The following is a 26,801-nucleotide window of genomic DNA, read 5'->3' on the forward strand; positions in this document are numbered from 1 at the left end:
AGCTTATGCCAAATAAATTGATTCATCCGAAGCCAAAGAGATCCCTCTGTAGCTACTACAGAGGGATCTCTTTATTGTTACTCTCCTGATAAGCCGTAGAAGAAAAAGTGCATCATTTCGTCTATAAGCTTTGGGCTTGGCGTTCCATGGTGATACATGTCACGCACGCCGTTCGTAATTAGTTGTATATAGGTAAGTACAGCTTCATTGGACATGGATGGATGGATGAATCTTTCTTCTTTCCCTTGCTCAATAAGTTGTAAGAACAAAGGCATTACCTCACGTTGTGTGAACTCGTCAATAAATTGCTTCACCTGTTCCTGGTCTGTCATAAGGGAAACAACAAATTCAGAGTCAAACTGTAGAATTTGTTGCTGCTTTGATGTGAAGATATACGTCATCTTTTCCTTGAAGGAGAGGTCAGTTGCTTGAACGAGCTCGACAAACTCTCCAATGCGAGTGTGATAGTAATGTTTAATTGCTTCGACTAGCAATTGTTCTTTACTTCCAAAGTAATTATAGATGGTTACTTGAGACACTTCTGCTGCTTTGGCGATGTCTTGTATGCTAACTTTCTTTACACCATTTTCAGCAAACAGCGTAAAAGCTGTCTCCAGAATTATTTGCTTCTTTCGTTCTGTTCTTCGTTCGAAACCGTTCATGTTTTGCTCCACCTCTACGCTCTATCATACCCGTTCTTTTGAACTATTACAATTCATATAGTTCAAAAAAGGGTATACCTAGTGCCGTTCGTAAAGGCGGTCCTCGTAAGATGAAGGGCTGTTCATATAGGTGAAATAGGAAAGTGACGGTTGTACATCTGATGAACTGCCAGGGGTTGAATAGGATACAATGCGGAATACAGAAGCGGTAAGCAAATTGTAAAACGTATCGCTTCGCTCTGTCCCCCAAGTAGCTTCTTCCTGTAAGTTGTGCTTCCAATGTTCAAGTTGAATCTCCCGCGTTTCAATAGGAAGCGTGTGTAAGGACTGTCGATAAAGGTTCTTTACTTCTTTACATGCAAGCTTTAAGCCAATGGCTAATTGTACGGTACTTGATGTCTGATGCTCCTCTAATTCATGAATCAACTGGGAGGTCACTCCGATTGTCTGTTCATGCGAGTATGCTTGAAGTAACGTCTGAACAAGGGAATGGAGCGTTTGGTGTTCGTGTCGTTCCAAATGAATAGGATTGCCCATTTCTTATCTCCTTTCTGAATCACTTAGGTGCTGTCCTTATAATGGTTCTACTAGTTTGGGGTGAAAGAAGAAGGGATATACATCTCAAGTAGACACATGGGTAAAACTGTGGGTACAGTAAAGAGAAGGAGAGGTGGGGTGGTTAGATGAGTAAATTAAATTTATCTCAATTCGAGAAGAAAATTGAAGTGCGAAATATTGTCATGGAAGACATTCCTCAAATTATGGAATTACAGAAACTATGCTTCAAAGATATGGACCCGTGGAAAGAGGAGCATTTGCGGAGTCATTTGCTTCACTTTCCAGATGGTCAATTCTGTGTGGAATACGATGGAGACATCATAGGCAGTTGCTCGTCTCTCATCGTCAACTTTGATGAATATGATGACCAGCATACGTGGGATGACATCACAAATGAGGGGTACATAACAAATCATGACCCTGAGGGATATAATTTGTATGGCATTGAAGTGATGGTCCATCCAGATTACCAGGGAATGAAGATTGGGAAGAGATTGTATGATGCAAGGAAGGAACTAGCCGAACAGTATAACTTAAAGAGCATTATCATAGGGGGGCGAATTCCGAACTATCATCTGCACAAAGATGACCTGTCACCAAGAGAGTACGTGGAAGAGGTTATGAAGCAGAATATTTATGACCCTGTGTTGACCTTCCAAGTGATGAATGGATTCTCAGTCATGCGCATTAACCCAAATTATTTGCCAGACGATGATGAATCGGTCTCCTATGCTACGTTAATGGAGTGGAACAATGTTGATTATCGTGCGAAAACGAAGCGTCAGTTCAAGTCCTCTTACCCCGTACGCATCACCGTCATTCAATATATGATGAAAGAGATTTCTTCATTTGAAGACATGGCGCGACAAGTAGAGTACTACGTTGATGTTGCGTATGATTTCGGATCTGACTTTGCAGTGTTCCCAGAAATCTTTACAACCCAGCTCATGTCCTTCTTAGATGAGAAGATTCCTTCTAAAGCGGTACGGAAGCTGTCAGGATATACGGAGCGTTATATTGAGTTATTTACTGATCTTGCTGTGAAGTACAACATTAACATTATTGGAGGCTCTCATTTCGTAGAGGAAGATGACGAAATCTACAATATTGCTTACTTGTTTAGGCGAGATGGCACAATTGAAAAGCAGTACAAGATTCACGTGACACCGAATGAACGGAAATGGTGGGGTGTCCAAGCTGGTGATACTGTCCGTGTCTTTGATACAGATTGCGGAAAGATTGCGATTCAAATTTGTTATGACATTGAGTTTCCTGAGCTTGCCCGGATTGCGGTAGACCAAGGGGCCAACATTATCTTCTGTCCATTCTGTACCGATGACCGTCAAGGATACTTACGCGTACGCTATTGTGCACAAGCAAGAGCTGTTGAGAATCAAGTGTACACCGTAATCGCTGGAACGGTGGGCAACTTGACGCAGGTTGAGAATATGGACATTCAATATGCTCAGTCAGGAATCTTTACTCCATCAGACTTTGAATTTGCTCGTGATGGGATTGTAGGAGAATGTCACCCAAATATTGAAACAGTCGTTGTCGGGGATGTGGATTTAGAAGTATTGAGGAGACAACGTAAATCGGGGACGGTTCGACACCTTCAAGACCGTAGGCAAGACCTATTCAACCTACAATACAAGAAAGTCGAAGCAGAAATTGTTCCGAATGATTAAGAGAAACACAATCGTTTATACGATTCAGACAATTTTGTTATAATTATGTTACGTAGAAAGAGGGAGAACAGGAGACATATAGGGGGAAACACAAATGAAGATTGTTGTGATAAATGGAACACCAAGGAAGCACGGACGAACTAGAATTATGGCAAGTTATATTGCTGATAAGGTACAGGCAGAATATGTAGATTTAGCGACGCTTAAACTACCCATGTTTGATGGAACTTCAGAACAAAGAGAATTAGAGCAGGTAAAGTGGCTAGATAAAGTGGCGATGGAAGCGGATGCTTTCATATGGACGTCACCTGAATATCATAGTGGAATGAGCGGAGCATTGAAGAATGCGCTCGACTTCCTAGGGGGCGACCATTTCCGACATAAGCCAACACTCTTATTCGCTGTTGCTGGTGGTGGCAAAGGTGGAATCAATTCACTGAACCAGATGCGTCTTGTAGGTCGCGGTCTATACGCAACCGTCATTCCGAATCAACTAGTCCTCGATCCTCATAGCTTTATTCGGGAGGAAGAGCGACTGACAGACGAGGCGAGTGAGCAGGTGAATATGGTGCTCGAACAATTTGAGGAGTATTTAGGTCGTCTCGTTCGGTAAGACACCTACACATAGAGAAAGGACCTACCCATTTGGGTAGGTCCTTTATTTGTGGGAGAAGCCGACGGTTCTCTAGAAGCTATTCCATAAACGAAATCTTGTTAGACCAGTGTGTACTCGGCTGGAGGCTCATAGTACATGGCATGGTCGATATATTGAAGCAGGGAGTAGTGATGGTCGCTAACGTCATTGTCATGCGGGGAATAATGGTAAGCGTGAAGAAACGATTCAATTTTCTTTGCCAGAAAGTCGTCTTTCGTTCGCACCATTAAGACAAGCAAATCGTCCCACTGCCCCCAAAGTGTGAAATATAGCGCCTTATCGTAGTCCGCGATTTGTACATTCATATTGTCCATTGCCCCTTTCACGAAGGGTTAGTTCTAGTTTCTCCATCAAGGGACGTTTTGCTCGCGGACGTTGTTGGCGGCGTTGACAATCTTAAGAAGGTATAGAATAAACAACGACGTCACGTCTCACACTAATGATGAATTAATGGAAAGGAAGTGATGAGATGACAAGTCGTAATGGGGCGAAAGGCAGCCAGAACCAAAACTCTCCAAAGCGGACAGGCAATTTACCTGGTGGAGAATTAAATGAGGAATATGGCACAGATATCCTATCAGGGGACAACAACAAAGGGAAAGAATACCGCTCCAAAAAAGGGGCAAAGTCCCAGCTTAAACACCCTGGCAATCATTAAGAGAAAGAACCTTGCTCATCTGTATGAGCAAGGTTCTTTTTTGGTTTACTGTACAGTGTAGCCTCCATCAATAATAGCGGCTTGACCAGTAATGCTCTTAGCTTGTTCACTAACGAGGAAGATTGCATAGTCTGCAATTTCTTGAACTTGAAGCAAACGCTTCTGAGGTACTAGAGGATAAATGACTTGTTCAAGCGCCTTTTCCTTCTCTATGCCGCGAGTCTTCGCTAGGTCTTCAAGTTGGTTTTGGACGAGTGGTGTATCGACATAGCCTGGGCAAATCGCATTAACTGTAATGCCATGCTCCGCACCTTCAAGAGCAGTTACTTTCGTTAAGCCAATGACGCCGTGTTTGGCGCTATTGTATCCAGCTTTGCCGGCAAATCCAATGACACCGTTAATGGATGCCATATTTAAGATACGACCATACCCTTGTTCTTTCATGATTGGGAAGGCATGTTTCGTTGCATAGAAAGGCCCTTTCAACATGATGTCGAGTATAAGCTCATACTTCTCACTTGGAAACTCCTCAACTGGAGCAACGTGCTGAATTCCGGCATTATTTACAATAATATCGATACGGCCGAATTTCTCAACTGTCGTATCAATCGCCTTCTTCACATCGTCTTCTTTCGCAACGTTACAAATGACCCCTTCTGCAGTTAAGCCTTGATCATTTAATGATTTAACTGCTTCATCAAGTGTTTCTTGATTAATATCATTTAGCATAACCTTCGCGCCTGCTTTCGCAAATTCAGTCGCAATTTCTAGTCCAATCCCCTGACCTGAACCTGTAATCAGCGCAATTTTACCATCTAACATGAGTGTTCCTCCTTAATTGTTCAGACTACGTTTACTTTGCCCATTTTTCTTATTTCAACCAATGTAATTCACAGCTTTTACGAAAAAGAATGACGTATGTTACCATGGATGTGTAAGAAATTAGGAGGACTGATTGATTATTTACCGACAATCGTTTACATGGGTAGTGTTGAGTCTTGTGTTTATCGCGATTGTGTCTATGTATGTCCAAGCTACGTAAAGAGTATAATAAGTGACGAAAGCCACTTCCTGATGGGAGTGGCTTTCTTTGTATGGTTGAGGAAAAAGGAGCTGTAAGTAATTAGATTAAGGGGTTCTTGTGCGTCGGGGTAGTGGATAACGAGAACAAATTTTCCAGATTCGAGGATTTAAAGAATATTTACAGCAAATGCCTCCATACTAAGTGCATACACCATTTTAGTAATCTTAGGAGGTACAGCAATGAAGGTGAAAGTACTAGGTATAACGCTGTTAACATCCCTTGCTCTTGTAGCTTGTGGAGGCGGAGACGATGAATCGGGTATGGGTGAGAAAGGTAACAACAACCAAGCACAAGATGTGGGTTACGAGAATCGTGACAACGGAATGATGCGTAACGGAGATAACCGTGACCTCGAAACGAATGAAATGAACAACTACCAGAATGGCGCTAATGAGAACCAAATGAATATGGATAACAATGATAATAACCGTTACGATGTGGCTCGTGAGCTTGCAGATGATGTAGCGGAGCAGGTGAAAGAAGTGAAGCGTGCGTACGTATTGAAAGGGGAAGAAAATGCGTATGTAGCCGTCGTGAAAAACGGGGATGCACAAGATGAGTTAAATGACGATATTAAGAAGAAGATTTCCGATATCGTGAAGAAGGAAGATAAGGAAATTAATAACGTATATGTATCTTCAAACCCTGACTTCTTTGGAATGACAGAGAACTATGCAGACAAAGTTCGTAACGATGAGCCAATTCGTGGTTTCTTCGATGAATTCGGTCAAATGATTGATCGAATCTTCCCTGAAGCGAACTAATGTATGTAACGCCTAGAACTTATTGTTCTAGGCGTTTTTTCTTTGTCTTTATTTCGATGTTTCCATAAGAAGAAGCCTCCACATCGGGAGTTTAATACTCAATTTGTGGAAGGTCCCTACCGCTTACCCATATAGAAGAGAACATTCCGTCATAACCTCCTCATATCCTTTGTAAACTATAGGGGAGGTGTGCGAATGAGACGGATTGTACTACTCGGTGGGGGCTATGGGGGCTTGAAGATTGCTCACCAGCTATTGAGTCAGTTGCCAGATGATGTGGAAATCACACTTATTGACCGGAACCCGTACCATACGATGAAGACCGAATTCTATGCGCTTGCGGCAGGAACGATTGCTGAGAAGGAAGTACGCAGCGCGTTTCCATACCATGAGCAGCTGCGAATTATGACTGACACAGTCCACCGAATTGACTTAGAACGAGAAGCAGTCGTGTTGCATCACCACGACCGCATCTATTATGACTATTTAGTAATTGGGCTAGGCTCGGAGGACAAGTTTCACGGAATTGAAGGAGCTCGTGACCATACATACAAGATCTCGACCATCTACCATACGCGAAAGACGTATGAAGCCGTGAACAACGTTAAGAACTTTGGTCAAATCTCGATCGTTGGCGGTGGGTTAAGTGGGGTGGAAATGGCTGCTGAACTCCGAGAAAGCCGACCTGATTTAAACATTCGGTTGCTTGATCAAGGTGGTGCCTTACTTAAAGCGTTCCCAGAAGATATTCAAGTTCATGCCAAGGAATGGTTTGAAGAACATGATGTCGAGCTTGTCTTCCATTCGAACGTCGATTACGTTGAACCAAATATTGTATGCAACACAGGCGTTTGCTTGTTGACGGATGCGACGATCTGGACGGCTGGCATTAAGCCAAACCGTGTTATTGATTCGCTCGCTGTTAAGAAGGATGCCGCTGGTCGAATTGTACTGAATGACTTCCATCAAGTTGTGGGGGTTAAGAATGTCTATGTTGTAGGAGATTGTGCGAGTATGGAATTGCCACCAAGTGCTCAACTTGCTGAACAACAAGGAAAGCAAATTGCGGAAGGACTCCTTCGGGAACTAAATGGGAAGCCTCCAAAGCCACCAAGTGAGATTGTCATTAAAGGGACGCTCGGAACACTTGGAAATCAAGATGGATTCGGTCTGACGTTTAATCGACCGCTTAAAGGGATGCTTCCACGCGTCATCAAGACCGGTGTGCTCTGGTATCATAAATTCAAATCTCTCTAGATACTCTTTAATGAGAGTAACCCTTCCGTTTTTGGGTATAAAAAGAAGAAGGAAGGTTTAATCACAAGGAGTCGTTTGTTACACTAAATCTAGGGAGAGAAACAAAGCGTTCTGTCCTCAAAGGGAAGATCGGTAAAAAATGGATAAGAAATCACTACAATCAGAAATTTCAAGTTATATGGGGAAGTTGTTAAGAGATAACTTTGGTAAAGGGCCGACATCGATTTACGTGTCCATCAAAGAACCCTTCTTAACGGTTTACATTCGTGACTTCCTCGGACCTATGGAACGTGTGCTTATCAATCAAGAACGCACGGACCGAGTTGAGGAAATGCGGGATTTACTCATGCAGGAGTTAATTCCTGAAATTAAAGCAGCTCTATGGGTCATGGCTGAAATTGACGTGCAAGAACTTTATTACGACTGGACGCTTGAGAATCGGTCTGGCATGATCGTAGGCGTCTATGGAGATCGTGAGAATGATACAGAAGCCTTGGAAGATTACCATGGCAAAGAGAAAGTTCATCGAGAGATTGAGCATGTAAGCAAGCAGGCCGAGAAGCTTCCAGAGCAAGTGGATTCGTTCTTCCTCAATGAGCGTACCTTACTTATCGAGCGAAACGGAATTCTCGTAGCCATCGAGAAAGAATTAATTCGAAGCGGGTTTGAAGAAAAGTTGAAATTAGCGAAGCGTCATCTGGAGAAAGGGTTACTTGATTTAAGTGCCTTTGAGAACATACTAGGTACGAAAGTTCGAGATGCTTTCGTAGACTGGGATTTCAACCTAGACAGGAGCTATTTCATCTTTGTCGTAGACCCAGTAACAGTATAAAACGGTAGCAATGAGCTAGACGATTGAGCTAGACATAAGCCGAAGAGGACAAGCGTCCTTTTCGGCTTTTTTTTATTGGAAAGATATTCTCTAAAGGGGGAGAGAGGGCCGCGACATGAAATATATTATTGATCACTCTACACAATCCATTCATCAAAGTACGTTCGTCGGCGATCGATGTGATTTGCATACAACACCGCTCTCGCAACGAGAAGGTACACATAGTTACGACTATATTGTACAACTCATGAGCCAGCAGCACTATCAAGCTTGTGCTTATTGTTCCCTAGTTCAAAAGTAAAGCAGAGTCACCTAAAGGCAACTCTGCTTTCGTGTTAACCAGCCCATACGTCTTTCGCGTATTGGCCAGTGCTCTGTAAGTGATTCAACCATTTTTCCGCATCTTCCTGCGATACAGATTCCATACGTTTATAACTTTCTATAAGCGTAGATTCGACGGCGGGGGCCATCTGACTTCCGTCGCCGCATACATACAACTTCGCCCCATTCTTCAACATGGAAAGTAAGTCTTCCGCATCTTCTGCCATCAAATGCTGTACGTACGTTTTCTCATGACCCTCCCGTGAGAAGGCAGTATGGAGGTGAATCAACCCTTCCTCATGAGCTTGTTCTAGTTCATCACGGTAAAGAAAATCTTCTTCCGGGTGTCGACACCCGAAATAAAGGTGGGCTTCCGCAAGTTTGTGCCCGTTGTCTTTCAGATGGGAACGAGCTTGGATGAACCCTCTATATGGTGCAACTCCAGTACCAGGCCCTACCCAAATCATTGGTGTATCAGCTGACTCAGGGAGTTTAAATTGTGAAGCAGGCGTGCTTACGAAGCAAGCCACCTTGTCTCCCTCTTCTAAACTAGCCAAATAATTTGATGCAACTCCTGCATAGTCACCAAATCCACTCCATGCTTCACCTTGTACGACACTCACTGTCACACTTGGGCGACCTTCTTGGAGGGAAGGAGAGCTTGAGATCGAATAGTAGCGCGCTTTAAGCGGTGGCAATAGTGCAATAAAACGCTCAAATGGAATCTCACAAGCCATATAGTGTTCGATTAGCTCAAGCATGGTTAGGCGCTTTTGCAACACTTCTTTCTTGTACGTTTCATCTTCAAGCAGCGCTTCCAACTCCACCTTGTGAGGCGGACAGGTTGTATGAGCAGCTAACTCACGAAGCTGAGCACGCGTCACTGGTTCTTGCAATTCCACATAATTCGAAAGCAGGTCTCTTACTGTCACAGGCTGATCAAGTGGTAAATGGACACTTCGTCCAGATGTTCCATTTATCTTGAGTGAATGATCGAGTTGAAGTCCAAATCGACTGGCAACACGATGAACGAGCTGCTCGCTATTCTGTGGAATGACACCGAGATGGTCTCCTTCAGAATAGGACACACCAGTTGGTAGCTGGAACTCAAGGTGACGTGTGCTCCTGCCACAAGATGGGGAGAGTAGCTCATGATTATCGACGATGGTAGCTTGGAAAGCTTCATGGTTTCTTGCAAGTGGTGTTGCGGTCATCCCATTTACAAACTCAATGGTTAATGAATGGTCGTTTCCATTTGAAGTGGCCGTTTCATCAATGTTGAATGCAGTCGCCAAGTCTTGCCAAACTTGTCGTTCCCACTCCTCATAATGACCTTCCATATCGTCACTTGCATCCCCCTCACCACGTGGGGCGATTCTGGTGGCACCTTTTGTTTCGAGCTCTTGGTCGATGAAGTTTGGTACAGCTTGGTACGTACTAGCCCAGTTGCGATCCCCGCAGCCAAACACTGAATAATGTACCCCACTTGCATCGCCATTGTTGGCGTGCTCTAGCCATTCCACAAAGCGCTGAGCATTGTCAGGTGGGTGGCCATTATAGGAAGCGGACACAATGAGCACAGCTCCCTCTGTCGGAAGGTGACCCGCATACTCATCTAAGGCAGCTACGTTTACTTTATAGCCTTGTTGACTCCCTGTTTCAGCAATTTCTCTCGCCATTCCTTTAGCCGTCCCTAGATTCGACCCGTGTAAGACAAGTAGTGGTGTGCCGTGACCAGGGCGTACAGCTTGTTCTGGAGCTGTTGCTTCTGCGTTATGTTCGTCTGTTGCGCGCGTTAGATTCAATGGCTTTCTTTGTTTCACTTGGATTGTCATGCCATCAGGCTTCAATGTGAGTGACTCTTTGATTTCGAGTTCATAATCTGCATGATCGATAAATTCAAAGTTCTGTAGAAGCATGCCAAGTACGAGGGTGGCTTCGTGCATGGCGAATTGTTGGCCAATGCAAGCTCGTTGTCCATTGCCGAACGGTTTGAATGCATGTTGGGGGATATCTTGTGGATTTTCAAATCGCTCTGGTTTGAAGCTTTCCACATCATCTCCCCACACAGATTGATCCCGGTGAAGGGCAGGCGTTAGAATAACGGCTGTTTGGCCTTTCTCAAGGTGATAGTCGTCTCCTAGTGTCGTGTCGTCCTTTGCATACAGTGCAAACGCTGGAGCTGTTGGCCATAGACGGAGCGACTCATTTAGGACATTACGAACGTATTTTAATTGCTTGACCTGTTTGTAGGAAGGTACACCCTGGTCGCCAAATACTTCATCAACTTCTTCATAAGCTTTCTGAAGTTTATCAGGATTCTTCATCAAGTAATAAATCGCAAAGGAAAGCATTCCACTCGTTGTTTCATGTCCGGCGATAAGGAAGGTGATGATTTGGAAGCGGATATTCTCATCCGAAAGTTGTTCGCCTGTTTCTGGGTCTTTCCCTTTCAGCATATGAGCGAGTAAATCATCCTCACCTTGGTCGCCTGCAGCTTTACGTTCTGCGATGAGTTGGTCGACGAGAGAGAACATATCATGAATGTCTTGGTCGAACTGTCGCTTCGCTTTTACCATTAGCTTATCTTGGATACCTAGACGTTGAAGTTGGTTCATTGATTCATCCAGCGCTCGCACCATGCTATCGACAAACCAGTGATTGGTTTCACGATAGAAACTGTTGAATCGATAGTTAAATCCGCACAATCCAATCGTATCGAGTGTGAGACGTGTCATATCTTCTGGGACATCAGCCGTTTCATTCGGATTCAAGCGAGCCCATTTCTGTACGAGCTGTACCGCCAAGTCTGTCATCTTATCGTGGTACCCCTTCATCGCCTGCTGACTGAAGCTTGGCAGTAAGATGTTATGAGCTTTCTTCCAGTTGGCTTCATTCGTCTCACTCGTGAACAAGCCATCGCCACCGAAAGCTCGGACTTTTTGGAGAGCGGGTCCAACCTTCTTGTCAAAGCGTGACTCATCGCTCAATTCTTTAACGAGATTATAACCGGATACGAACGTCGATTGCTTACCAGGATATTGGAACTGATAGATGGGCCCATATACATCGGCTAATTTCAGAAAGGACTGAATCGGCTTCTCACGATCAATCAACGGCAAGCTTCCAAGTGGACCATACGACTTTGCTTGTGGAATAGTACGGTGTGTCTGTGTCATGCAAATCATTCCTTTTCGTTAATAAATGGATAATGAATGAATATTCGTTCCGTAAACAATAACGGTGTACTTCATATTTATGAATGTGTTCGAATGGCATCCCAACAACTTGCTTCTATACCTTCAAGAAGTTCATCGGTTTCTTCTAACTGACCCTCTCGAACCAGCTTATGGTATTCCAGAAAGGCCCCTAGAACGATGGCAATGAGCGCATTGGACGGAAGCATCCGAATCTCATCTTTCGATTGGCCGTTTTCATAGAATGAACGGATCAATTCTAGTAATCGCTGGAAGCAATCTTGACTTGGTTGATTTAAGATATGGGCATGGTTGTGTGTCTTAATGAAATAAAGTGCGTCTTCGTGTTTATTTGTAAATGTAACAAGTTGTGTAAAGATATGGTTGAATTGTTGTCGAGTGGAGGCGTGAGAAGGGTACTGGTCTTGCAGCGTTTCCGTTAACTGCTGAACATGGAGCTGGAACAAATCGTTCACAAGTACATCTTTGTTATCGAAATAGCGATAGATTGTACCTGCGCCGACGTTCGCTTGCTTCGCGACCATGGGAATCGTTGTCGCCTCCGCACCACGTTCTGCAAATAAAGTTAGGGCTGCTTCTAGAATGTCGTCACGCTTCGTCTTAATCAATGTCAAAATCCTTCGACCTCCTCTTCATAAGAAAGCGGAATGATTATTCATTCCATTGTTAAGTATAGGAAGGGTGGAACTTTACTGTCAATTTATTTTGAATTGTTTCATAACCATTTCATGAAAATGATTCCAATGCACTACAAGAGGCGACAGCCTCCTGTGCGGAAGTTGTCGCCTCTTGTAAGTACGTGTCTTATAATCTATTGAAGTTTCCCTTGAATATCTTTCATCTGGTCCAAATGTCTTAGCTCATGCCAACCTAGAAACTCAAGCCACTGCTCAAGATTGAGCTCACCAAAGGCGGGATGTGGGAACGTGCGATTCTGTAGAACTTCCGCCTCTTTATTGTGAATAAGGAACATCGTCGCTTCACGGTTTCGTTCCATAGCAGCCTTCACTTCTGAAAGACTGGTAAACTCCCCATTTGGAACAGCCTGTTCAGGCGCTTGTACTTTATACGAACGGTCCGTGATACGATGGAGCGGCTTTTCTTCGGATTGGCGTACATCTCCGTGCTGAATGGCGTGGTTGATTAAGCCTACAATATATTTCTCCATTAAATACAAATGCTCAAGCGTCTCCATAATGGACCACTCTTCTAAACTCGGCTTTGCCAATGCAACCTGGTCGTTTAGTTCATCTACATACTGAAATACTTGCTCCCGTCTTTCGTCTAATCCGTACATGTCCATCACCTCTCCTTATGTAGTGGTACGAGTGTAACATATTTAGGAATAGTTGGATGGGGATACGGCTTGGATGATGTTCAACCCGATTTCAAAAAAAGGTTCAACTCTATTCCTTCCTCTCATAAATTAACTATAAGACTTGCATGAAGGGGAGATAGGTGTGAACCTAAATGATAATAAGGCGCTTCAAAGCGCAATTGAGGAGATTACCGAAATCGCGGAAGGGTTTGGACTTGATTTCTACCCAATGCGCTATGAGATCTGTCCTGCAGACATTATTTATACGTTCGGAGCCTACGGGATGCCTACACGATTCTCACATTGGAGCTTTGGGAAGCAATACCACAAGATGAAGCTACAATACGACCTCGGTCTTAGTAAAATTTATGAGTTGGTCATCAATTCAAATCCATGTTACGCCTTCTTGTTAAATACAAATAGCCTTGTCCAGAACAAGCTGATTGTAGCCCACGTGCTCGCTCACTGTGACTTCTTCAAGAATAACGTTCGCTTTAGCAACACAGACCGCAATATGGTCGAGAAAATGTCGTCTACCGCTGAGCGTATTGCTTATTACGAGAAAATTCATGGCATTAAAGCCGTTGAAGAAACCCTCGATGCAATTCTAGCCATCCAAGAGCACATTGACCCATCACTAGTCCGGCCGAAACTTGCCTGGACCTTAGCGGATACAGAAGTAGAAGAAGAAACAAAACCAAAACCAGGTCCATACGACGACCTGTGGGGAATGGATGATAAGAAAGAAAAAGTTGAAGAACCGAAGAAGAAACGTAAAAAGATTCCACCTCGCCCCGAGAAAGACATTCTTCTCTTTATTGAAGCCTACAGTGATGAGCTTGATGACTGGCAGCGTGACATTCTAACGATGATGCGCGAAGAGATGCTGTATTTCTGGCCACAGCTCGAGACGAAGATCATGAACGAAGGTTGGGCTTCCTACTGGCACGCTCGAATTCTAAGAGAGATGAATCTCACGTCTGATGAGGCAATTGAATTCGCAAAGCTCAATGCAGGTGTCGTGCAGCCGTCACGAACGCAACTTAACCCTTATTATTTAGGACTGAAGATCTTCGAAGATATCGAAGAGCGGTATGACAATCCAAATGAAGAGTTACAAAGGCAAGGCGTAAAACCAGGTTCTGGCCGGGAGAAAATCTTTGAAGTTCGGGAGATTGAGTCAGACATTTCGTTTATCCGGAACTACTTAACGAAGGAGCTATGCCAGAAGGAAGACTTGTATCTCTTCCAGAAGCAAGGCCGTGATTACAAGATTACAGAGAAGGACCATGAGCAAGTGCGTGACCAGCTTGTCACCATGCGTGTGAACGGTGGATTCCCATACCTTACTGTACAAGACGGAAATTATCTTCGCTCTGGCGAGTTGTACTTGAAGCATCATTACGAGGATGTGGAACTTGACCTCGATTACCTTGAGAAAGTGTTGCCGTATCTTCACTATCTGTGGGGACGCCCGGTGCATATGGAGTCGATTGTTGAGGGGAAAGCGATACTGTTTAGTTATGCTGGGAAGAAAGTGCAGCGGAAGTTTATATCTTAAGAGGGAAGAGGCTGTCTCGATTTGAGGCGGTCTTTTTTGTTTGCATACCCATGATTGGGGAAAGGGGTTTTGTGGAATCCTATTCGACTAAGGAAGATGTCGCAAACTAGGGAGCGGTTATTGTGAAACAACGAATCGTAGGGCTGCTACCGGCTCCTGAGTTGCCGGAGAGAGTCGTGCATCAATTGACTCAAACGTTGCCAAATTTGCTCGGAAACCATGTGGATGGAGACGTGGAGTGGAAAGTAGAGTGTCTCACGGACCCGCTAACAGGTGCGGCTGAGACAGCTCGTGAAATATTAGAAGAAACGGAAGCGAGAAAGCGCGAGAATGATTGGGACTATGCAATCTGTTTGACGGATTTGCCTGTGACACACGAGGGAAATATTGTGCTTTCGGATGTGGACCGAGAACGCTCGATTAGCCAGCTTTCTTTGCCTGCGTTTGGCTTTGTCCCAATGAAGAAACGAATTGCAGAAGTCATGGTGAACGTCATGGGGGAAATGCATACACCTCACGATTCAAATCAACCCATTGCAGATAAGAAACTGAAACGAATGTTTAGCGCAATACGAAGCATCGCCCCATCAGGGGATGAACATTGTTTACAACTCATTGTTGTACCAAGATTTATTGGTTGGCTTCGTTTAGTACTCGGGATGATTTATGCCAATCGACCGTGGTCTACGATGCCATCGTTCAAAGGTGTTGTGGCCATCGCCTTTGCCACTGGAGCGTACAGCTTAATCTTTCCCTCGGTATGGAAGATAAGTGAAGCGTTCCAGGGATGGCGCTTTGTGTTATTAATGGTGACAGCAATCTTTGCTATGGTCGCTTGGATCATTTTCTCTCATGAGTTATGGGAGAAGCCATCTCAACGAAGTAAGAGCCAGCTCAGGCGACTCTACAATATCACAACGGTATCAACGTTATCGGTTGCTGTACTCATCTATTATGCCTTGGTATTGGTGTTATTCTTCATTGTGGTTCGTATTTTCGTCCCGGCTGATTTATTTGCCATTCAGGTGGGGTTAGGAGATGGAGTCACCATCATTGACTATATAGAATTAGCTTGGTTAGCAGCTTCACTAGCTACACTTGCAGGCGCATTAGGTGCAGGACTTGAGAATGCTGAACTGGTCCGAAACGTGACGTACGGTTATCGCCAGCAGCGGCGTTACGAAGAGATGCATCGGGATAAATCTAATTCTTAATACCGTTTAACCTTCACTTTATGACAGAAGTGAAGATCTCATGAAGAGCTTATATGATAGACTTCGCATTGCTCGTAAGAAGCTAACCGCCCTTTCTTTGGATTGGGCGGTTTTTTAAATTGGAGTAAAAAACGATTGAACCAATTGAATACTTTGTGCTACGTTATATGTAACCGGTTACATATTGTCGAGGTGAAATGATGGTAACCATTAAAGATGTAGCCCGTGAGGCAGGTGTATCCGTTGCAACGGTATCCCGTGTGTTAAACAATAACGGTTACGTTGGGGTAGATACGAGAAAGAAAGTAATGGAAGCAATGGCTGTTCTCGAGTACAGCCCGAATGAAGTAGCCCGCTCCTTGTATAAACGGGAGTCAAAGCTCATCGGCCTCTTGCTCCCTGACATCACAAACCCTTTCTTCCCACAGTTGGCGAGAGGGGTAGAAGATGAGCTGAGTAAGTCTGGGTATCGGTTGTTACTAGGGAATAGCGATGAAAATATGGATAAAGAGCTCGAATATATCCAGACATTTGTACAGAATCATGTTGTTGGATTATTGACGGCAACAAACCACGTGGAAGATACTTTATATGATTCATTGAAACTTCCTATTGTGATGCTTGACCGTGCGTATGGTCACTATCCATCTGTCTATTCAGATGGAAGAGAAGGTGGAGGTCTAGCTGCCAAGACGCTTATTGACAAAGGAGCAAAGCGGATAACGCTTGTGAAAGGGCCTGCTCACATCAGACCAGCTCAAGATCGATTCAAGGGAGCGATGGATGTTCTTAGTGAGGCAGATGTGGACTTTGCCGTACTGGCTACAACCTCTTATTCATTCGAGGAAGCTAAAGGCTTTGCAGAAGAGTTGTTTATTAAGTATCCGAATACGGATGGAGTAATTGCGAGCAACGATATTGTAGGGATTGCCGTCATCCATCAGGCTTTGAAGCTTGGGAAAGTCATCCCAGACGATGTCCAAATTATCGGGTATGATGATATCCCGCAATGCAGCTTGTCCTACCCAACCCTGTCCACCATTCGACAGCCCGCTTATGAGATGGGGCGTCAAGCGGCTCGTCTCCTTCTGTCTATTATTAAGGGTGAGTCGGAGTGTGAGCGAACGATGCAAATGCCAGTTGAATTTATAGAAAGAAATACGACAAGAAAGGAATGAGATGATGAGAAAACCAAAGATTGCTGTCGTTGGAAGTTCTTCCATGGACTTACTTGTAACATCAGAACGCCGTCCGTTAGCAGGGGAAACCGTTCTAGGAGATTCATTTCAAACAGTCCCAGGTGGGAAGGGAGCGAACCAGGCAGTAGCAGCTGCCAAATTAGGTGCTGAAGTATATATGATTGGATGTGTTGGTGATGACCCATACGGAGATGAGATTCTAGCGAATTTCAATGCCCACGGCGTTCATACCGACTATGTGGAACCGGTTACACATGCTAAGAGTGGAACTGCTCATATCATACTAGCAGAGGGAGATAATAGCATTGTCGTTGTCAAAGGAGCGAATGATGCTGTCACACCTGCTTATGTGAATGGAGCAAGAGACATTCTTCGTGAGAGTGATCTCGTTCTTATTCAGCAAGAATTGCCAGAAGAAACGGTAATCGAGACAGCACGACTATGCGGGGAGCTGAACGTGCCATTATTACTAAATCCTGCTCCTGCTCGTGAAATTCCTGATACGCTTCTTGAACAAGTAACGTACATTACGCCGAACGAGCACGAAGCCGCTCTCATGTTTCCTGGCCAAGATCTTTCAGACGTCCTTCGACGCTATTCAACTAAACTGTTCATTACTGAAGGGGCAGAAGGGGTTCGGTATTTCAATGGAGAGCAAGAAGTCCAGGTACCATCCTTCCTTGTAGATGTTGTGGATACAACGGGGGCGGGTGATACGTTTAACGCTGCATTTGGAACTGCGATGGCAGAAGGACAAACGTTTGTTGAGAGTCTTCGCTTCGCCAATCGAGCAGCCTCGCTCTCTGTTCAAGGATTAGGAGCGCAAGGTGGCATGCCGACGAGAGAAGAAGTCGAAAAGGGGCTGATGGAATGAAGCGACATGGTCTACTAAATAGTCATATTACGAAAGTACTTGCAGACCTTGGACATACAGATACGATTGTCGTGGCGGATGCTGGCTTACCAATTCCGCCTGGCGTTGAGAAGATAGACGTATCTTTATCTGAAGGTGTTCCATCCTTTCTAGACGTCATCTCCATCTTGCAAGAAGAAATGGTTGTTGAACGAGCAACTGTAGCTGAAGAGATGGAGAGAAATGTACCCGTCCACACAGGATTTCATGAACGATGTAAGACGGTTGATTACGTATCACACGAAACGTTGAAGGAAAGTCTCACTAAAGCAAAGGCAGTTATTCGTACCGGAGAAGTTACACCTTATGCCAATTGTATCTTACATGCAGGAGTGACGTTCTAACAGGGGGGATTAGATGGATATTGTAATGGAGAACATTCATAAAGCATTTGGTAAGAACCGTGTGCTCGAAGGAGTGGACATCCATATTCACGAGGGAGAGGTTCACGCACTCATGGGGGAGAATGGGGCCGGGAAGTCTACGTTAATGAATATTCTTACCGGTCTCCATAAGAAGGATGAAGGTCGAGTAACCATTGATGGGAAAGAGACGACATTCGAGAACCCGAAAGAAGCGGAGAAATTCGGCATTGCGTTTATACATCAAGAATTAAACATTTGGCCTCATCTAACCGTTCTAGAAAACTTGTTTATTAACAAAGAGCCGATCAGCTCGTTCGGCCTCATTCAAACGAGAAAAATGAAAGCGGTTGCGAGTGAGCAATTCGAAAGACTTGGCCTTTCGATTCCATTGAATAAAGAAGCCTGTGAGTGCTCAGTTGGGGAGCAACAAATGATTGAAATTGCAAAGGCATTAATGACCGATGCCAAAGTGATTATCATGGATGAGCCGACCGCTGCACTAACAGACCGGGAAATTCAAAAGTTGTTCGGTGTGATTCAATCGCTTCAGAAATCCGGCGTGTCGATTGTTTATATATCCCACCGTATGGAGGAGATTTTCAGCATATGCGACACGATTACCGTTATGAGGGATGGGAGAACCGTCGATACGACACCAATCCCACGTACTAGCTTTGACGAAGTGGTTCGAAAAATGGTTGGCCGCGAACTGACAGACCGATTCCCGAGTCGGGAAGCTAACGTTGGCGAAGCGGTCCTTCGGGTTGAAGGATTAAGCCGAAAGGGAAGCTTCCACAACATAAACTTTGAGGCGCGGTCTGGTGAAATTGTTGGGGTAGCCGGACTAATGGGAGCAGGACGAACGGAAATTATGAGAACCATCTTTGGGCTTGATGGGAAGTATGAAGGTCACATTTACATGAATGGAAAGAAAGAAACGATTAAGAGTCCTCGTCAGGCGGTTCAGCTTGGACTTGGTCTGATTACGGAAGACCGTAAAGAAGAAGGACTTATACTTGACTTTTCAATTAGAGACAACATTGCGTTGCCTAGTCTAACTAGCTTCACGAAGAATGCGTTCATTCAAGAGAAAGAGGAATCAGACTTTGTTGATTTATTGATTAAGCGATTAACGATTAAGACAGAGTCCGCTCAAACAGAGGCACAACACCTGTCAGGTGGGAACCAACAAAAGGTGGTCATCGCGAAATGGATTGGGATTGGACCGAGAGTGCTCATTCTAGACGAGCCAACTCGAGGAGTCGACGTTGGGGCGAAGCGTGAAATCTATCAACTTATGAATGAGCTGACGGACCGTGGAGTAGCCATTATTATGGTGTCTTCCGAGCTCCCAGAAGTGTTAGGGATGAGTGACCGTATTCTTGTCATACATGAAGGAAATCTAGCAGGGGAGCTCTCGAAAGAAGAAGCAGATCAAGAGAAGATCATGACATTAGCTACTGGGGGGAATGGACATGGATAGCGTAGTAAAACAATCGAAGCAAACAGGGAACTTGATGCAGAAATTGGGTCCCTTTGTAGGCTTACTCGTACTTATGACAGTCGTTTCAATCTTTAATACAAGCTTTCTTGAACCATTGAATATCTTAAACTTGTTGCGACAAGTGGCGATAAACGCCTTGATTGCCTACGGAATGACGTTCGTTATTCTGACTGGAGGCATTGATTTATCTGTAGGCTCGATACTTGCACTGTCTAGTGCGTTGATGGCCGGCATGATGGTGTCAGGGATCGATCCGATTCTAGCCATCTTAATTGGTTGTCTATTAGGGGCATTAATGGGGACTGTGAACGGTCTGTTGATTACTAAAGGGAAGATGGCACCGTTCATTGCGACCCTTGCTACAATGACGATGTTTCGGGGTTTGACACTCGTCTATACAGATGGGAATCCAATCACTGGGCTCGGTGATAGCTATGCATTTCAGCTGTTTGGAAGAGGGTATTTCCTAGGGATTCCAGTGCCGGCTATTACGATGCTCATTGCTTTCGGTGTTCTATGGGTAATCCTTCACAAAACGCCGTTTGGCCGTAAGACTTATGCGATTGGTGGCAATGAAAAGGCAGCACTTATATCAGGTATTAACGTTTCTCGCATTAAAGTGATGGTCTACTCACTAGCAGGTTTATTATCTGCGTTAGCGGGTGCCATCTTAACTTCACGGCTGAACTCCGCCCAGCCTACAGCAGGTACTTCTTATGAATTGGATGCCATTGCAGCTGTCGTTCTTGGTGGAACGAGTCTTTCTGGTGGGCGTGGCTTGATTGTGGGAACGCTTATTGGGGCACTTATTATTGGCACGTTAAATAATGGCTTGAACTTACTTGGAGTCTCGTCCTTCTTCCAGATGGTCGTGAAGGGTGTCGTCATTATTATCGCTGTATTAATAGACCGAAAGAAAGCAGCTTAGGAGGGATAGGATGAGAAAGCTACTAGTAAGTTGTATGAGTCTGTTCCTAGTATTCTTAGGGGCTTGTTCGCTACAACCACCAGAATGGGCCAAGCCAAGCTCAGGAGAAGCGGGGGAAGATGTGAAGATTGGCTTGTCCGTATCTACATTAAATAATCCATTCTTCGTCTCTATGAAAGATGGTGTTGAACAAGAAGCAGCTGAACAGGACATGGAAGTTGTTGTCGTAGACGCCCAAAATGATGCAGCTAAACAAATTAATGATGTGGAAGACTTAATTCAACAAGGAGTCGACGTGTTGCTTATCAATCCTACTGACTCCTCTGCGATATCGACAGCCGTACAGTCTGCGAATAGCCTAGGGATTCCAGTCGTAACCCTCGACCGGTCTTCTGAGAAAGGAGAGGTCGCGACACTTGTAAGTTCAGATAACGAAAAAGGTGGAGAAATGGCGGGATCCTTTATTGTGGAACAGCTTGGTGAAGGTGCAAAAGTAGCCGAGTTGGAAGGGGTTCCGGGTGCATCTGCTACACGTGAGCGTGGTGCAGGGTTCCATAACATTGCAGATGAACAATTGGATGTGGTTGCTAAACAAACTGCCAATTTCGACCGGACAGAAGGTTTAAATACTATGGAGAATATGCTGCAGGGGAATCCGGACATTGAAGCCGTGTTCGCCCATAACGATGAAATGGCGCTCGGTGCTTATCAAGCCATTCAGAGTGTCGGGCGTGACATCCTTGTAGTTGGGTTTGACGGAAATGAGGATGCACTATCTAGTATTGAAGAAGGCAATCTTTCTGCGACCGTTGCCCAACAGCCAGAGGAGATTGGGAGACTTGCTGTGCAAGCGGGTCAAGATGTGCTGGAAGGCAATGAAGTAGAGGAGACGATTCCTGTCCCACTAAAGCTTGTATCAGAAGAATGATAAAAGAAAGCAGGGAGGAACATCACCTCCCTGCTTCTTTCTATTCGTCATCTTTAGATTTCTTGCGTGAGAAGGGCTTCGTTATCCCTCGGGCAGCGCCTGTGGCGGTATCCACGGATTTCCCAATGAATTTATTCCCCGTATTGCTTACATTCTTCACAAAGTCAGTCGATGTGTCAGACACTTTACCAATCAATCCTCCATCCCCACTAATGGATTTGACGACATCATTGGCTGTGTCAGCTGACTTGTTCACCAAATCGTTCGCCTGAGAAGCCGTCTTCTTAACCAAATTGTCATCGCGCTTCGATTTGTTTGAATCCGTCATGCAATCTCCTCCTTAAAGTGGAATTACTGTTATCCCTATGTGGAAGGAGGTGTTGATATGAATCTCAATGTGTAATGAGGGAGGTCAGCTATCTTTTCTTTGATGGTCTTTAGGAATCCAGCTCTCCCTTTCCCAAATCATGATGATTTGACTCTACTTGTTCTTGGAACGAACGACACGGTTCATAATGCCATCAAACAACCGATCTGAAGCTAACTTACGAATGAGTAATATGGCTTTGGCGGTTGTACCTGGAGCATAGCGTGTACGTGGCTTACTAGATAGGCTGGCCTTAGAAATTGTGTGTGCAATGAGATTTGGGCTCGCTCCAAAGTTCGGGTCGTTCACTTGGTCTAACAGTTTGCCGAGTCCTTTCGCTTGCTCGTGGTAAGCGGTATCACCAGATACGTTTCGCACGCTCTCTCCAGCGATGGACCCCCACTCAGAGCGAACTGGACCTGGTTCAATCACAACCACATCAATCCCGAACGGAGCAAGCTCCATACGTAAGCTGTCACTTAGACCTTCAACAGCAAACTTAGATGAGTGGTACCAAGCACCGAGGGGTTCGGCAATCTTGCCGCCGATTGAAGATATGTTCATAATCTTCCCAGCACCTTGCTGACGCATGTAAGGAAGAACAAGTTGGGTGAGGCGAGCCAATCCAAATACGTTCACTTCAAATTGACGTTTCGCTTCTTCAATGGAGACATCTTCTAAAGCGCCGTAAGAACCGTAACCAGCATTATTAACAAGGATATCAATCCGTCCTTGTTCGTCGATAATCTGATTGACTGCAGCTTGCATGGATGCATCATCTGTCACATCGAGTGCGAGCGTGTGGGCTCCCTTACTCTTCAATCCTTCCATGCGTTCGACACGACGAGCTCCTGCATAGACGATAAATCCTTTCGTTAATAATTGTTGAACAGTAGCCTCCCCAATTCCAGAAGAAGCTCCAGTGAGTAAAATAACTTGTTTCATGTCTTTATCCCCTTTATAGCTTTGGATGGATTATTCAATCCAAAGTGTAGTAATTTATAACGGATCCCTAAGTCGAGTATCCGTGGTAATTAGATGGAACGTTCAATCCAATCTTATCATAATCCATAATGAAAGGTTCGTCAATTAAAAAAAGAGTAGTGCAAGCCTACTCTTTAATCGCATTCCAACATGCCGTAACGACTTGTTGAATGTATTCATCTGTTAAATCGAATTTCCCAGTCTGCGCTCCTTTGGTTACAGAGAAAATCATGCCACTCAAGAGTTGAAACACAAGCTTCTGATCGAGGGGGCGAAAGATTTTTTCATTCTGGCCATCTTTAATCAGCGCAAGAAAGGCTTCGAAAAAGCCTCCATCATTCATCTCGCTTTCATGGAGATGAGAATCGTCCTTGTGAGTCTTATGAAGGGTGTAAGAATAATGTTCAATGAAATTGACTTCGTCATGGTGTTGAATACAATAGCGAATTAGATTCTGTACGAAGTTTTCGAATCGAAGACGTAGGCTTTGGTTAGGGTCATACCCATCAAGGACAAAGGAGCTCATCTTCTGACGAAGTTCTGTGTAGAGGACTAGGATCAGCTCTTCTTTGCTTGAGAAATAGTTGTACAACGTACCAGAACCAACGTCTGCTCGTTTTAGTATTTTCGAAAGTGTTACGGCTTCTACACCTTCATCAATGATTAACGTTAAAGTCGCTGATAAAATATCTTCACGTTTCTGCATTAGAATCACCTGTTTCTTTCCTTCATCCAACGATTGTTGGATTACTTGTTCCATGTGGTCTAGTGTACCAACAATACAATGGTTTTGGAAGGAAAAGGTGTTTATTAAATTGTATTGAAGAATGTAATGCGAATAAGAATGAGAGTAAGAAAGAATAGACTGTAGAGCATGACATAAAAAGTAAGGAGAAAAAGTATAGGATGCTTGAGTAGCCATTTGCTGACGTTCGTTAGTTTTTGATTCATCACTCATCCGCCTTTTTACGATTAGGGTTTGTGGAGGGGGGCGTTGCTATACATTTGGGAGTGAAATGCAAATCAATAGACAAGTGCTTTCTTATCCATTATGCTTCTAACATCTCAACATGTGAGCGTTTGGAAATAGAAAGGTTGGAGCGAACATTCCATCCAAGAGGTTAGGGGGAAATACGATGGACAAAACGACCGTACTTGTTACAGGTGGTACAGGGTATATGGCATCATGGCTAGTTAAAGATTTGCTTGAGCTTGGACATGATGTACGTGTAACCGTTCGAAATAAAAAGAAAGTCTCAAAGTACCAACATCTTCTCGACCTTGCCGAAGAGGCTGAGGGGCAGTTGTCCATTTATGAGGCAGATTTATTAAAGAAAGGCAGCTTTAACAAGGCTGTTCAAGGAAGTGAGTATGTCTTTCATACCGCTTCACCGTTCTTCATTTCTGGATTTAAAGATCCTTATAAAGAACTTGTTCGACCTGCGAAAGAGGGTACGATTAACGTCATAAATGCTGTAAATGAAGCATCATCCGTGAAGCGGGTGGTGTTGACGAGCAGCGCCGTCGCCATTTTTGGAGACAATTGTGATTTGGCAGGAAAGATAGCGTTTACAGAGAGGGATTGGAATAAAACGAGTACGGTTGATCATAACCCTTACAGTTACTCGAAAACGCTAGCAGAGCGTGAGGCTTGGAAGATGGCTCATAGTCAAGAACGCTGGGACCTCGTTACCATTAACCCGACCCTCATTGTAGGTCCGTCCCTTTCGAAGCGGACCGATTCCACAAGTATCACAATGATACGCGATTTATTAACAGGGCAGTATAAAACAGGAGTACCAAGTCTTATTAATGGTACAGTCGATGTACGTGATGTTGCGAAGGCGCATATTCTTGCTGCATTTACGAAACAGGCGACGGGTCGTTATTTACTTTCTGGCCGAGAGGCATCTATGCTTGAAATGGCACAAATCATTGAGAAGAACTTTCCGAATGAACATGCTTTGCCGAAACGAGAAGTCCCGAAAGCGGTTATTTGGGCCATTGCACCTAAGGTTGGCTTAACGCGCACGTATGTGAAGCGTAATGTCGGCCACCACACGAAATTTGATCATTCGAAGAGCGTAGCGGAGTTGCAGTTAAACTATCGTAGTCTGGAAACGACTCTAGTCGATCAGAAGAAGCAATTGGAAGCCGATCAATACTTGTAGATGCACCACACGATTTGAACCGAATGATTGAACAACTATAAGAGAAAGAGGTCAGTCATATGAAGATCTATTTAGCAGCTCCCTTCTTCAATGAGGAGCAAATTGAACGAGTAGAGTTCGTTCATCGTTTGTTGAACGAGAAAGGATTAGACGTCTTTTCACCTAAAGAGCATGATATGAGCGAGCTTATGTTTATGTCTGACAAATGGCGTGATGCCGTCTATGCAAATGACGTCATTAATATCTTGAAATGTGATGTGATGGTTGCCATTTATGATGGCAATGATGCAGGAACCTATTTCGAAATTGGTTATGCCACTGCACACCGCATTCCAGTCATTGTATTTAATGAAACAACGATGAAGGCGAATTTAATGATTACGGAATCTGCTCATGCTTGGTTGTATGACCGTGAAAGTCTACAAGCGTACGATTTCAAAGCGCTACCTACAACAGACCGTTTCCGAGGGGATATGGAATAGAAACGATAGACTCGGAACGATAGGTTCCGGGTCTTTTTGTATGAGAGGTGATTCAGATGATTTCATCTCTCACTACTCTCTTTATACACTGATAACTTTAAAGAAATGTACTGAAACTTGGAACCATTGAATAGGTTCTTCGTAATTAGTACTAAGACGGATTAGATTTGTTTCTTTATGACCCTTCTCTTGCTTTTCACAAGAAAGAGTATACAAAGTACAGATTTGTTAGTAGGGTGAATAGGGTATACAAAATTTAACTTACATAACAATTGAAAAAGGAGAGATTAGATGAATGATGCAGTAGGTTTTCCAAAACGATTGGGAGCGTTCTTAATTGACCGCATCTTATTAATTGTCGTCGGGAGCATACTAGGGGCTCTCATTCCGTTCATATCTAGCTTGACGGATGTATTGTACGCTGTTCTTGTTCCAGCGCTTTGGTACGGATATACGGTAGGAAAGCGGGCGTTAGGTGTTCGTATTCTGCGTATGGATGGAAGTAATCCAGGGTTCGGGACAACACTTACGCGTGCAATTGTAGGAGGAGTTATTTATTTCCTACCAGTTATCGCAGCAATCATCTATGGCTTTCTAAGCATTGACGTCACTGCACTAATCAATGAATTGAACCAGGTGGCCGCATCCATGACACCTAATGAAACCTTCGCACTTAATCAAGATGAGGCAGTAGCCTTCACAATCTTTGGCTTTTCCATGTTAGCGAGCCTATTAATTCTCATCATTAGCGCACTGATGGTTGGTTTCCGTAAAGACCACCGTAGCTTACATGATTTAGTCGCTCGTACGTATGTATCCGACTTAAAACCAGGTGAAACGATAGAAGAACAAAAATATTTGTTGGGGTACGCAAAAAATTTGGCATAAAAAAACACGCAAGCTCCAATCTTTACTACACTTGAATTGACGAGAAACAAATCAGTAAAGGAGTTGCGTGTACGTGTATTCTAACATCCCAGTACCAGGACTACAAAGTGTAATTATCAAGAAAAGTGAAGAAATCGGTGGAGATTTTCATCTTTATGTGGAGGTTCCAAAGAAGAGTCATAAATGTAAGTCGTGCGGTGACTGGACACAACGCATTCATGACTATCGAACCCAAAAAATCCAACACCTTAAACTCTTCGAACGGACAACGTATTTGTTCTA

At 44.1% G+C, this 26,801-nt stretch carries 29 protein-coding genes; 19 read left to right on the top strand and 10 right to left on the bottom strand.

Annotated elements, in window-relative coordinates:
• Positions 1–77 precede the first annotated feature (77 nt).
• Positions 78–662 (bottom strand): TetR/AcrR family transcriptional regulator, encoded by a 585-nt coding sequence (locus H513_RS0113300; protein ID WP_026801184.1) that lies wholly within the window; start codon positions 660–662, stop codon positions 78–80.
• Positions 663–740: 78 nt separating this feature from the next.
• Positions 741–1,199, bottom strand: a complete 459-nt coding sequence (locus tag H513_RS0113305) for a hypothetical protein (RefSeq protein WP_026801185.1) — start codon at positions 1,197–1,199, stop codon at positions 741–743.
• Positions 1,200–1,345: 146 nt separating this feature from the next.
• Here H513_RS0113305 and H513_RS0113310 point away from each other — a divergent pair, with 146 nt between their 5' ends.
• Together H513_RS0113310 and H513_RS0113315 are read left to right on the top strand one after the other, a co-directional pair.
• Positions 1,346–2,908 carry a bifunctional GNAT family N-acetyltransferase/carbon-nitrogen hydrolase family protein gene (locus H513_RS0113310; protein ID WP_026801186.1) on the top strand — a complete coding sequence of 521 codons (1,563 nt, stop codon included), beginning with the start codon at positions 1,346–1,348 and terminating at the stop codon, positions 2,906–2,908.
• Between the two features lie 94 nt (positions 2,909–3,002).
• A complete protein-coding gene (locus H513_RS0113315; RefSeq protein ID WP_026801187.1) occupies positions 3,003–3,521 on the top strand; it encodes an NADPH-dependent FMN reductase in 519 nt (172 codons plus the stop codon).
• A gap of 101 nt (positions 3,522–3,622) precedes the next feature.
• Here the strand turns inward: H513_RS0113315 and H513_RS0113320 are convergent, their stop codons facing one another.
• Positions 3,623–3,868, bottom strand: a complete 246-nt coding sequence (locus H513_RS0113320; RefSeq protein WP_026801188.1) for a YhdB family protein — start codon at positions 3,866–3,868, stop codon at positions 3,623–3,625.
• 164 nt (positions 3,869–4,032) lie between these two features.
• On the opposite strand from H513_RS0113320, the gene H513_RS0113325 reads away from it, so the two are divergent.
• Positions 4,033–4,221, top strand: a complete 189-nt coding sequence (locus H513_RS0113325; RefSeq protein WP_026801189.1) for a hypothetical protein — start codon at positions 4,033–4,035, stop codon at positions 4,219–4,221.
• Between the two features lie 45 nt (positions 4,222–4,266).
• On the opposite strand, the gene H513_RS0113330 is transcribed toward H513_RS0113325, so the two are convergent.
• A complete protein-coding gene (locus H513_RS0113330) occupies positions 4,267–5,043 on the bottom strand; it encodes a 3-hydroxybutyrate dehydrogenase (RefSeq protein WP_026801190.1) in 777 nt (258 codons plus the stop codon).
• Positions 5,044–5,484: 441 nt separating this feature from the next.
• Between H513_RS0113330 and H513_RS0113335 the strand changes: the two genes are divergently transcribed.
• From H513_RS0113335 to H513_RS21675, 4 genes are all read left to right on the top strand, one after another.
• Entirely contained in the window at positions 5,485–6,069 is a 585-nt protein-coding gene (locus H513_RS0113335; RefSeq protein WP_026801191.1) for a YhcN/YlaJ family sporulation lipoprotein, read from the top strand.
• 195 nt (positions 6,070–6,264) lie between these two features.
• Positions 6,265–7,326, top strand: a complete 1,062-nt coding sequence (locus H513_RS0113340; RefSeq protein WP_026801192.1) for an NAD(P)/FAD-dependent oxidoreductase — start codon at positions 6,265–6,267, stop codon at positions 7,324–7,326.
• Between the two features lie 139 nt (positions 7,327–7,465).
• Positions 7,466–8,158 carry a Na-translocating system protein MpsC family protein gene (locus H513_RS0113345; protein ID WP_026801193.1) on the top strand — a complete coding sequence of 231 codons (693 nt, stop codon included), beginning with the start codon at positions 7,466–7,468 and terminating at the stop codon, positions 8,156–8,158.
• 115 nt (positions 8,159–8,273) lie between these two features.
• The gene (locus H513_RS21675) at positions 8,274–8,459 is read left to right on the top strand and encodes a hypothetical protein (protein ID WP_154655252.1); all 186 of its coding nucleotides are present in this window, start codon (positions 8,274–8,276) and stop codon (positions 8,457–8,459) included.
• Positions 8,460–8,493: 34 nt separating this feature from the next.
• Here H513_RS21675 and H513_RS0113350 read toward each other — a convergent pair whose 3' ends face one another.
• The 3 genes from H513_RS0113350 to H513_RS0113360 all read right to left on the bottom strand — a co-directional run bounded on the left by H513_RS0113350 (position 8,494) and on the right by H513_RS0113360 (position 12,994).
• Positions 8,494–11,658 (bottom strand): bifunctional cytochrome P450/NADPH--P450 reductase, encoded by a 3,165-nt coding sequence (locus tag H513_RS0113350; RefSeq protein ID WP_026801194.1) that lies wholly within the window; start codon positions 11,656–11,658, stop codon positions 8,494–8,496.
• Positions 11,659–11,735: 77 nt separating this feature from the next.
• A complete protein-coding gene (locus H513_RS0113355) occupies positions 11,736–12,311 on the bottom strand; it encodes a TetR/AcrR family transcriptional regulator (protein ID WP_051239984.1) in 576 nt (191 codons plus the stop codon).
• Positions 12,312–12,508: 197 nt separating this feature from the next.
• A complete protein-coding gene (locus H513_RS0113360; RefSeq protein WP_026801196.1) occupies positions 12,509–12,994 on the bottom strand; it encodes a DinB family protein in 486 nt (161 codons plus the stop codon).
• A 163-nt stretch (positions 12,995–13,157) separates the two neighbouring features.
• Between H513_RS0113360 and H513_RS0113365 the strand changes: the two genes are divergently transcribed.
• From H513_RS0113365 to rbsB, 8 genes are all read left to right on the top strand, one after another.
• Positions 13,158–14,576 (top strand): SpoVR family protein, encoded by a 1,419-nt coding sequence (locus H513_RS0113365; RefSeq protein ID WP_026801197.1) that lies wholly within the window; start codon positions 13,158–13,160, stop codon positions 14,574–14,576.
• A gap of 122 nt (positions 14,577–14,698) precedes the next feature.
• Positions 14,699–15,790: a hypothetical protein gene (locus H513_RS0113370; RefSeq protein ID WP_026801198.1), complete on the top strand. Its 1,092-nt coding sequence runs from the start codon at positions 14,699–14,701 to the stop codon at positions 15,788–15,790.
• A 200-nt stretch (positions 15,791–15,990) separates the two neighbouring features.
• Positions 15,991–16,968, top strand: a complete 978-nt coding sequence (locus tag H513_RS0113375) for a LacI family DNA-binding transcriptional regulator (RefSeq protein ID WP_026801199.1) — start codon at positions 15,991–15,993, stop codon at positions 16,966–16,968.
• Between the two features lie 4 nt (positions 16,969–16,972).
• A complete protein-coding gene (rbsK, locus tag H513_RS0113380; protein WP_026801200.1) occupies positions 16,973–17,863 on the top strand; it encodes a ribokinase in 891 nt (296 codons plus the stop codon).
• A complete protein-coding gene (gene rbsD, locus H513_RS0113385; RefSeq protein WP_026801201.1) occupies positions 17,860–18,246 on the top strand; it encodes a D-ribose pyranase in 387 nt (128 codons plus the stop codon). The genes rbsK and rbsD overlap by 4 nt, the downstream gene beginning before the upstream one ends.
• Before the next feature lie 13 nt (positions 18,247–18,259).
• Entirely contained in the window at positions 18,260–19,750 is a 1,491-nt protein-coding gene (locus H513_RS0113390) for a sugar ABC transporter ATP-binding protein (protein ID WP_026801202.1), read from the top strand.
• On the top strand, positions 19,743–20,699 hold the full coding sequence (rbsC, locus tag H513_RS0113395; protein WP_407946628.1) for a ribose ABC transporter permease RbsC: 957 nt from the start codon (positions 19,743–19,745) through the stop codon (positions 20,697–20,699). The genes H513_RS0113390 and rbsC overlap by 8 nt, the downstream gene beginning before the upstream one ends.
• A gap of 10 nt (positions 20,700–20,709) precedes the next feature.
• Positions 20,710–21,627: a ribose ABC transporter substrate-binding protein RbsB gene (gene rbsB, locus H513_RS0113400; protein ID WP_026801204.1), complete on the top strand. Its 918-nt coding sequence runs from the start codon at positions 20,710–20,712 to the stop codon at positions 21,625–21,627.
• Positions 21,628–21,667: 40 nt separating this feature from the next.
• Here the strand turns inward: rbsB and H513_RS0113405 are convergent, their stop codons facing one another.
• From H513_RS0113405 to H513_RS20945, 3 genes are all read right to left on the bottom strand, one after another.
• Entirely contained in the window at positions 21,668–21,955 is a 288-nt protein-coding gene (locus tag H513_RS0113405; protein WP_026801205.1) for a hypothetical protein, read from the bottom strand.
• A gap of 153 nt (positions 21,956–22,108) precedes the next feature.
• Positions 22,109–22,939, bottom strand: coding sequence for an oxidoreductase (locus tag H513_RS0113410; RefSeq protein ID WP_026801206.1), 831 nt, complete (start codon positions 22,937–22,939; stop codon positions 22,109–22,111).
• A gap of 166 nt (positions 22,940–23,105) precedes the next feature.
• On the bottom strand, positions 23,106–23,738 hold the full coding sequence (locus H513_RS20945; RefSeq protein ID WP_161625307.1) for a TetR/AcrR family transcriptional regulator: 633 nt from the start codon (positions 23,736–23,738) through the stop codon (positions 23,106–23,108).
• 376 nt (positions 23,739–24,114) lie between these two features.
• On the opposite strand from H513_RS20945, the gene H513_RS0113420 reads away from it, so the two are divergent.
• From H513_RS0113420 to H513_RS0113435, 4 genes are all read left to right on the top strand, one after another.
• Entirely contained in the window at positions 24,115–25,149 is a 1,035-nt protein-coding gene (locus H513_RS0113420; RefSeq protein WP_026801207.1) for an NAD-dependent epimerase/dehydratase family protein, read from the top strand.
• Between the two features lie 59 nt (positions 25,150–25,208).
• Positions 25,209–25,631, top strand: coding sequence for a nucleoside 2-deoxyribosyltransferase (locus tag H513_RS0113425; RefSeq protein ID WP_026801208.1), 423 nt, complete (start codon positions 25,209–25,211; stop codon positions 25,629–25,631).
• Positions 25,632–25,922: 291 nt separating this feature from the next.
• The gene (locus H513_RS0113430) at positions 25,923–26,519 is read left to right on the top strand and encodes an RDD family protein (protein ID WP_026801209.1); all 597 of its coding nucleotides are present in this window, start codon (positions 25,923–25,925) and stop codon (positions 26,517–26,519) included.
• A 67-nt stretch (positions 26,520–26,586) separates the two neighbouring features.
• A partial coding sequence (locus H513_RS0113435; RefSeq protein ID WP_161625308.1) for a transposase family protein occupies positions 26,587–26,801 on the top strand: 215 nt, incomplete at its 3' end.

Origin of the sequence: Pontibacillus halophilus JSM 076056 = DSM 19796 (genome assembly GCF_000425205.1) — a bacterium.
In the GTDB taxonomy this organism is placed as follows: domain Bacteria; phylum Bacillota; class Bacilli; order Bacillales; family BH030062; genus Pontibacillus_A; species Pontibacillus_A halophilus.

What these genes read in the sequence shown, in the direction of transcription:
- H513_RS0113300 (WP_026801184.1), bottom strand. Translation starts at nt 662, where the DNA reads ATGAACGGTTTCGAACGAAGAACAGAACGAAAGAAGCAAATAATTCTG.
- H513_RS0113305 (WP_026801185.1), bottom strand. Translation starts at nt 1,199, where the DNA reads ATGGGCAATCCTATTCATTTGGAACGACACGAACACCAAACGCTCCAT.
- H513_RS0113310 (WP_026801186.1), top strand. Translation starts at nt 1,346, where the DNA reads ATGAGTAAATTAAATTTATCTCAATTCGAGAAGAAAATTGAAGTGCGA.
- H513_RS0113315 (WP_026801187.1), top strand. Translation starts at nt 3,003, where the DNA reads ATGAAGATTGTTGTGATAAATGGAACACCAAGGAAGCACGGACGAACT.
- H513_RS0113320 (WP_026801188.1), bottom strand. Translation starts at nt 3,868, where the DNA reads ATGAATGTACAAATCGCGGACTACGATAAGGCGCTATATTTCACACTT.
- H513_RS0113325 (WP_026801189.1), top strand. Translation starts at nt 4,033, where the DNA reads ATGACAAGTCGTAATGGGGCGAAAGGCAGCCAGAACCAAAACTCTCCA.
- H513_RS0113330 (WP_026801190.1), bottom strand. Translation starts at nt 5,043, where the DNA reads ATGTTAGATGGTAAAATTGCGCTGATTACAGGTTCAGGTCAGGGGATT.
- H513_RS0113335 (WP_026801191.1), top strand. Translation starts at nt 5,485, where the DNA reads ATGAAGGTGAAAGTACTAGGTATAACGCTGTTAACATCCCTTGCTCTT.
- H513_RS0113340 (WP_026801192.1), top strand. Translation starts at nt 6,265, where the DNA reads ATGAGACGGATTGTACTACTCGGTGGGGGCTATGGGGGCTTGAAGATT.
- H513_RS0113345 (WP_026801193.1), top strand. Translation starts at nt 7,466, where the DNA reads ATGGATAAGAAATCACTACAATCAGAAATTTCAAGTTATATGGGGAAG.
- H513_RS21675 (WP_154655252.1), top strand. Translation starts at nt 8,274, where the DNA reads ATGAAATATATTATTGATCACTCTACACAATCCATTCATCAAAGTACG.
- H513_RS0113350 (WP_026801194.1), bottom strand. Translation starts at nt 11,658, where the DNA reads ATGACACAGACACACCGTACTATTCCACAAGCAAAGTCGTATGGTCCA.
- H513_RS0113360 (WP_026801196.1), bottom strand. Translation starts at nt 12,994, where the DNA reads ATGTACGGATTAGACGAAAGACGGGAGCAAGTATTTCAGTATGTAGAT.
- H513_RS0113375 (WP_026801199.1), top strand. Translation starts at nt 15,991, where the DNA reads ATGGTAACCATTAAAGATGTAGCCCGTGAGGCAGGTGTATCCGTTGCA.
- rbsK (WP_026801200.1), top strand. Translation starts at nt 16,973, where the DNA reads ATGAGAAAACCAAAGATTGCTGTCGTTGGAAGTTCTTCCATGGACTTA.
- rbsD (WP_026801201.1), top strand. Translation starts at nt 17,860, where the DNA reads ATGAAGCGACATGGTCTACTAAATAGTCATATTACGAAAGTACTTGCA.
- H513_RS0113390 (WP_026801202.1), top strand. Translation starts at nt 18,260, where the DNA reads ATGGATATTGTAATGGAGAACATTCATAAAGCATTTGGTAAGAACCGT.
- rbsC (WP_407946628.1), top strand. Translation starts at nt 19,743, where the DNA reads ATGGATAGCGTAGTAAAACAATCGAAGCAAACAGGGAACTTGATGCAG.
- rbsB (WP_026801204.1), top strand. Translation starts at nt 20,710, where the DNA reads ATGAGAAAGCTACTAGTAAGTTGTATGAGTCTGTTCCTAGTATTCTTA.
- H513_RS0113405 (WP_026801205.1), bottom strand. Translation starts at nt 21,955, where the DNA reads ATGACGGATTCAAACAAATCGAAGCGCGATGACAATTTGGTTAAGAAG.
- H513_RS0113410 (WP_026801206.1), bottom strand. Translation starts at nt 22,939, where the DNA reads ATGAAACAAGTTATTTTACTCACTGGAGCTTCTTCTGGAATTGGGGAG.
- H513_RS20945 (WP_161625307.1), bottom strand. Translation starts at nt 23,738, where the DNA reads ATGGAACAAGTAATCCAACAATCGTTGGATGAAGGAAAGAAACAGGTG.
- H513_RS0113420 (WP_026801207.1), top strand. Translation starts at nt 24,115, where the DNA reads ATGGACAAAACGACCGTACTTGTTACAGGTGGTACAGGGTATATGGCA.
- H513_RS0113425 (WP_026801208.1), top strand. Translation starts at nt 25,209, where the DNA reads ATGAAGATCTATTTAGCAGCTCCCTTCTTCAATGAGGAGCAAATTGAA.
- H513_RS0113430 (WP_026801209.1), top strand. Translation starts at nt 25,923, where the DNA reads ATGAATGATGCAGTAGGTTTTCCAAAACGATTGGGAGCGTTCTTAATT.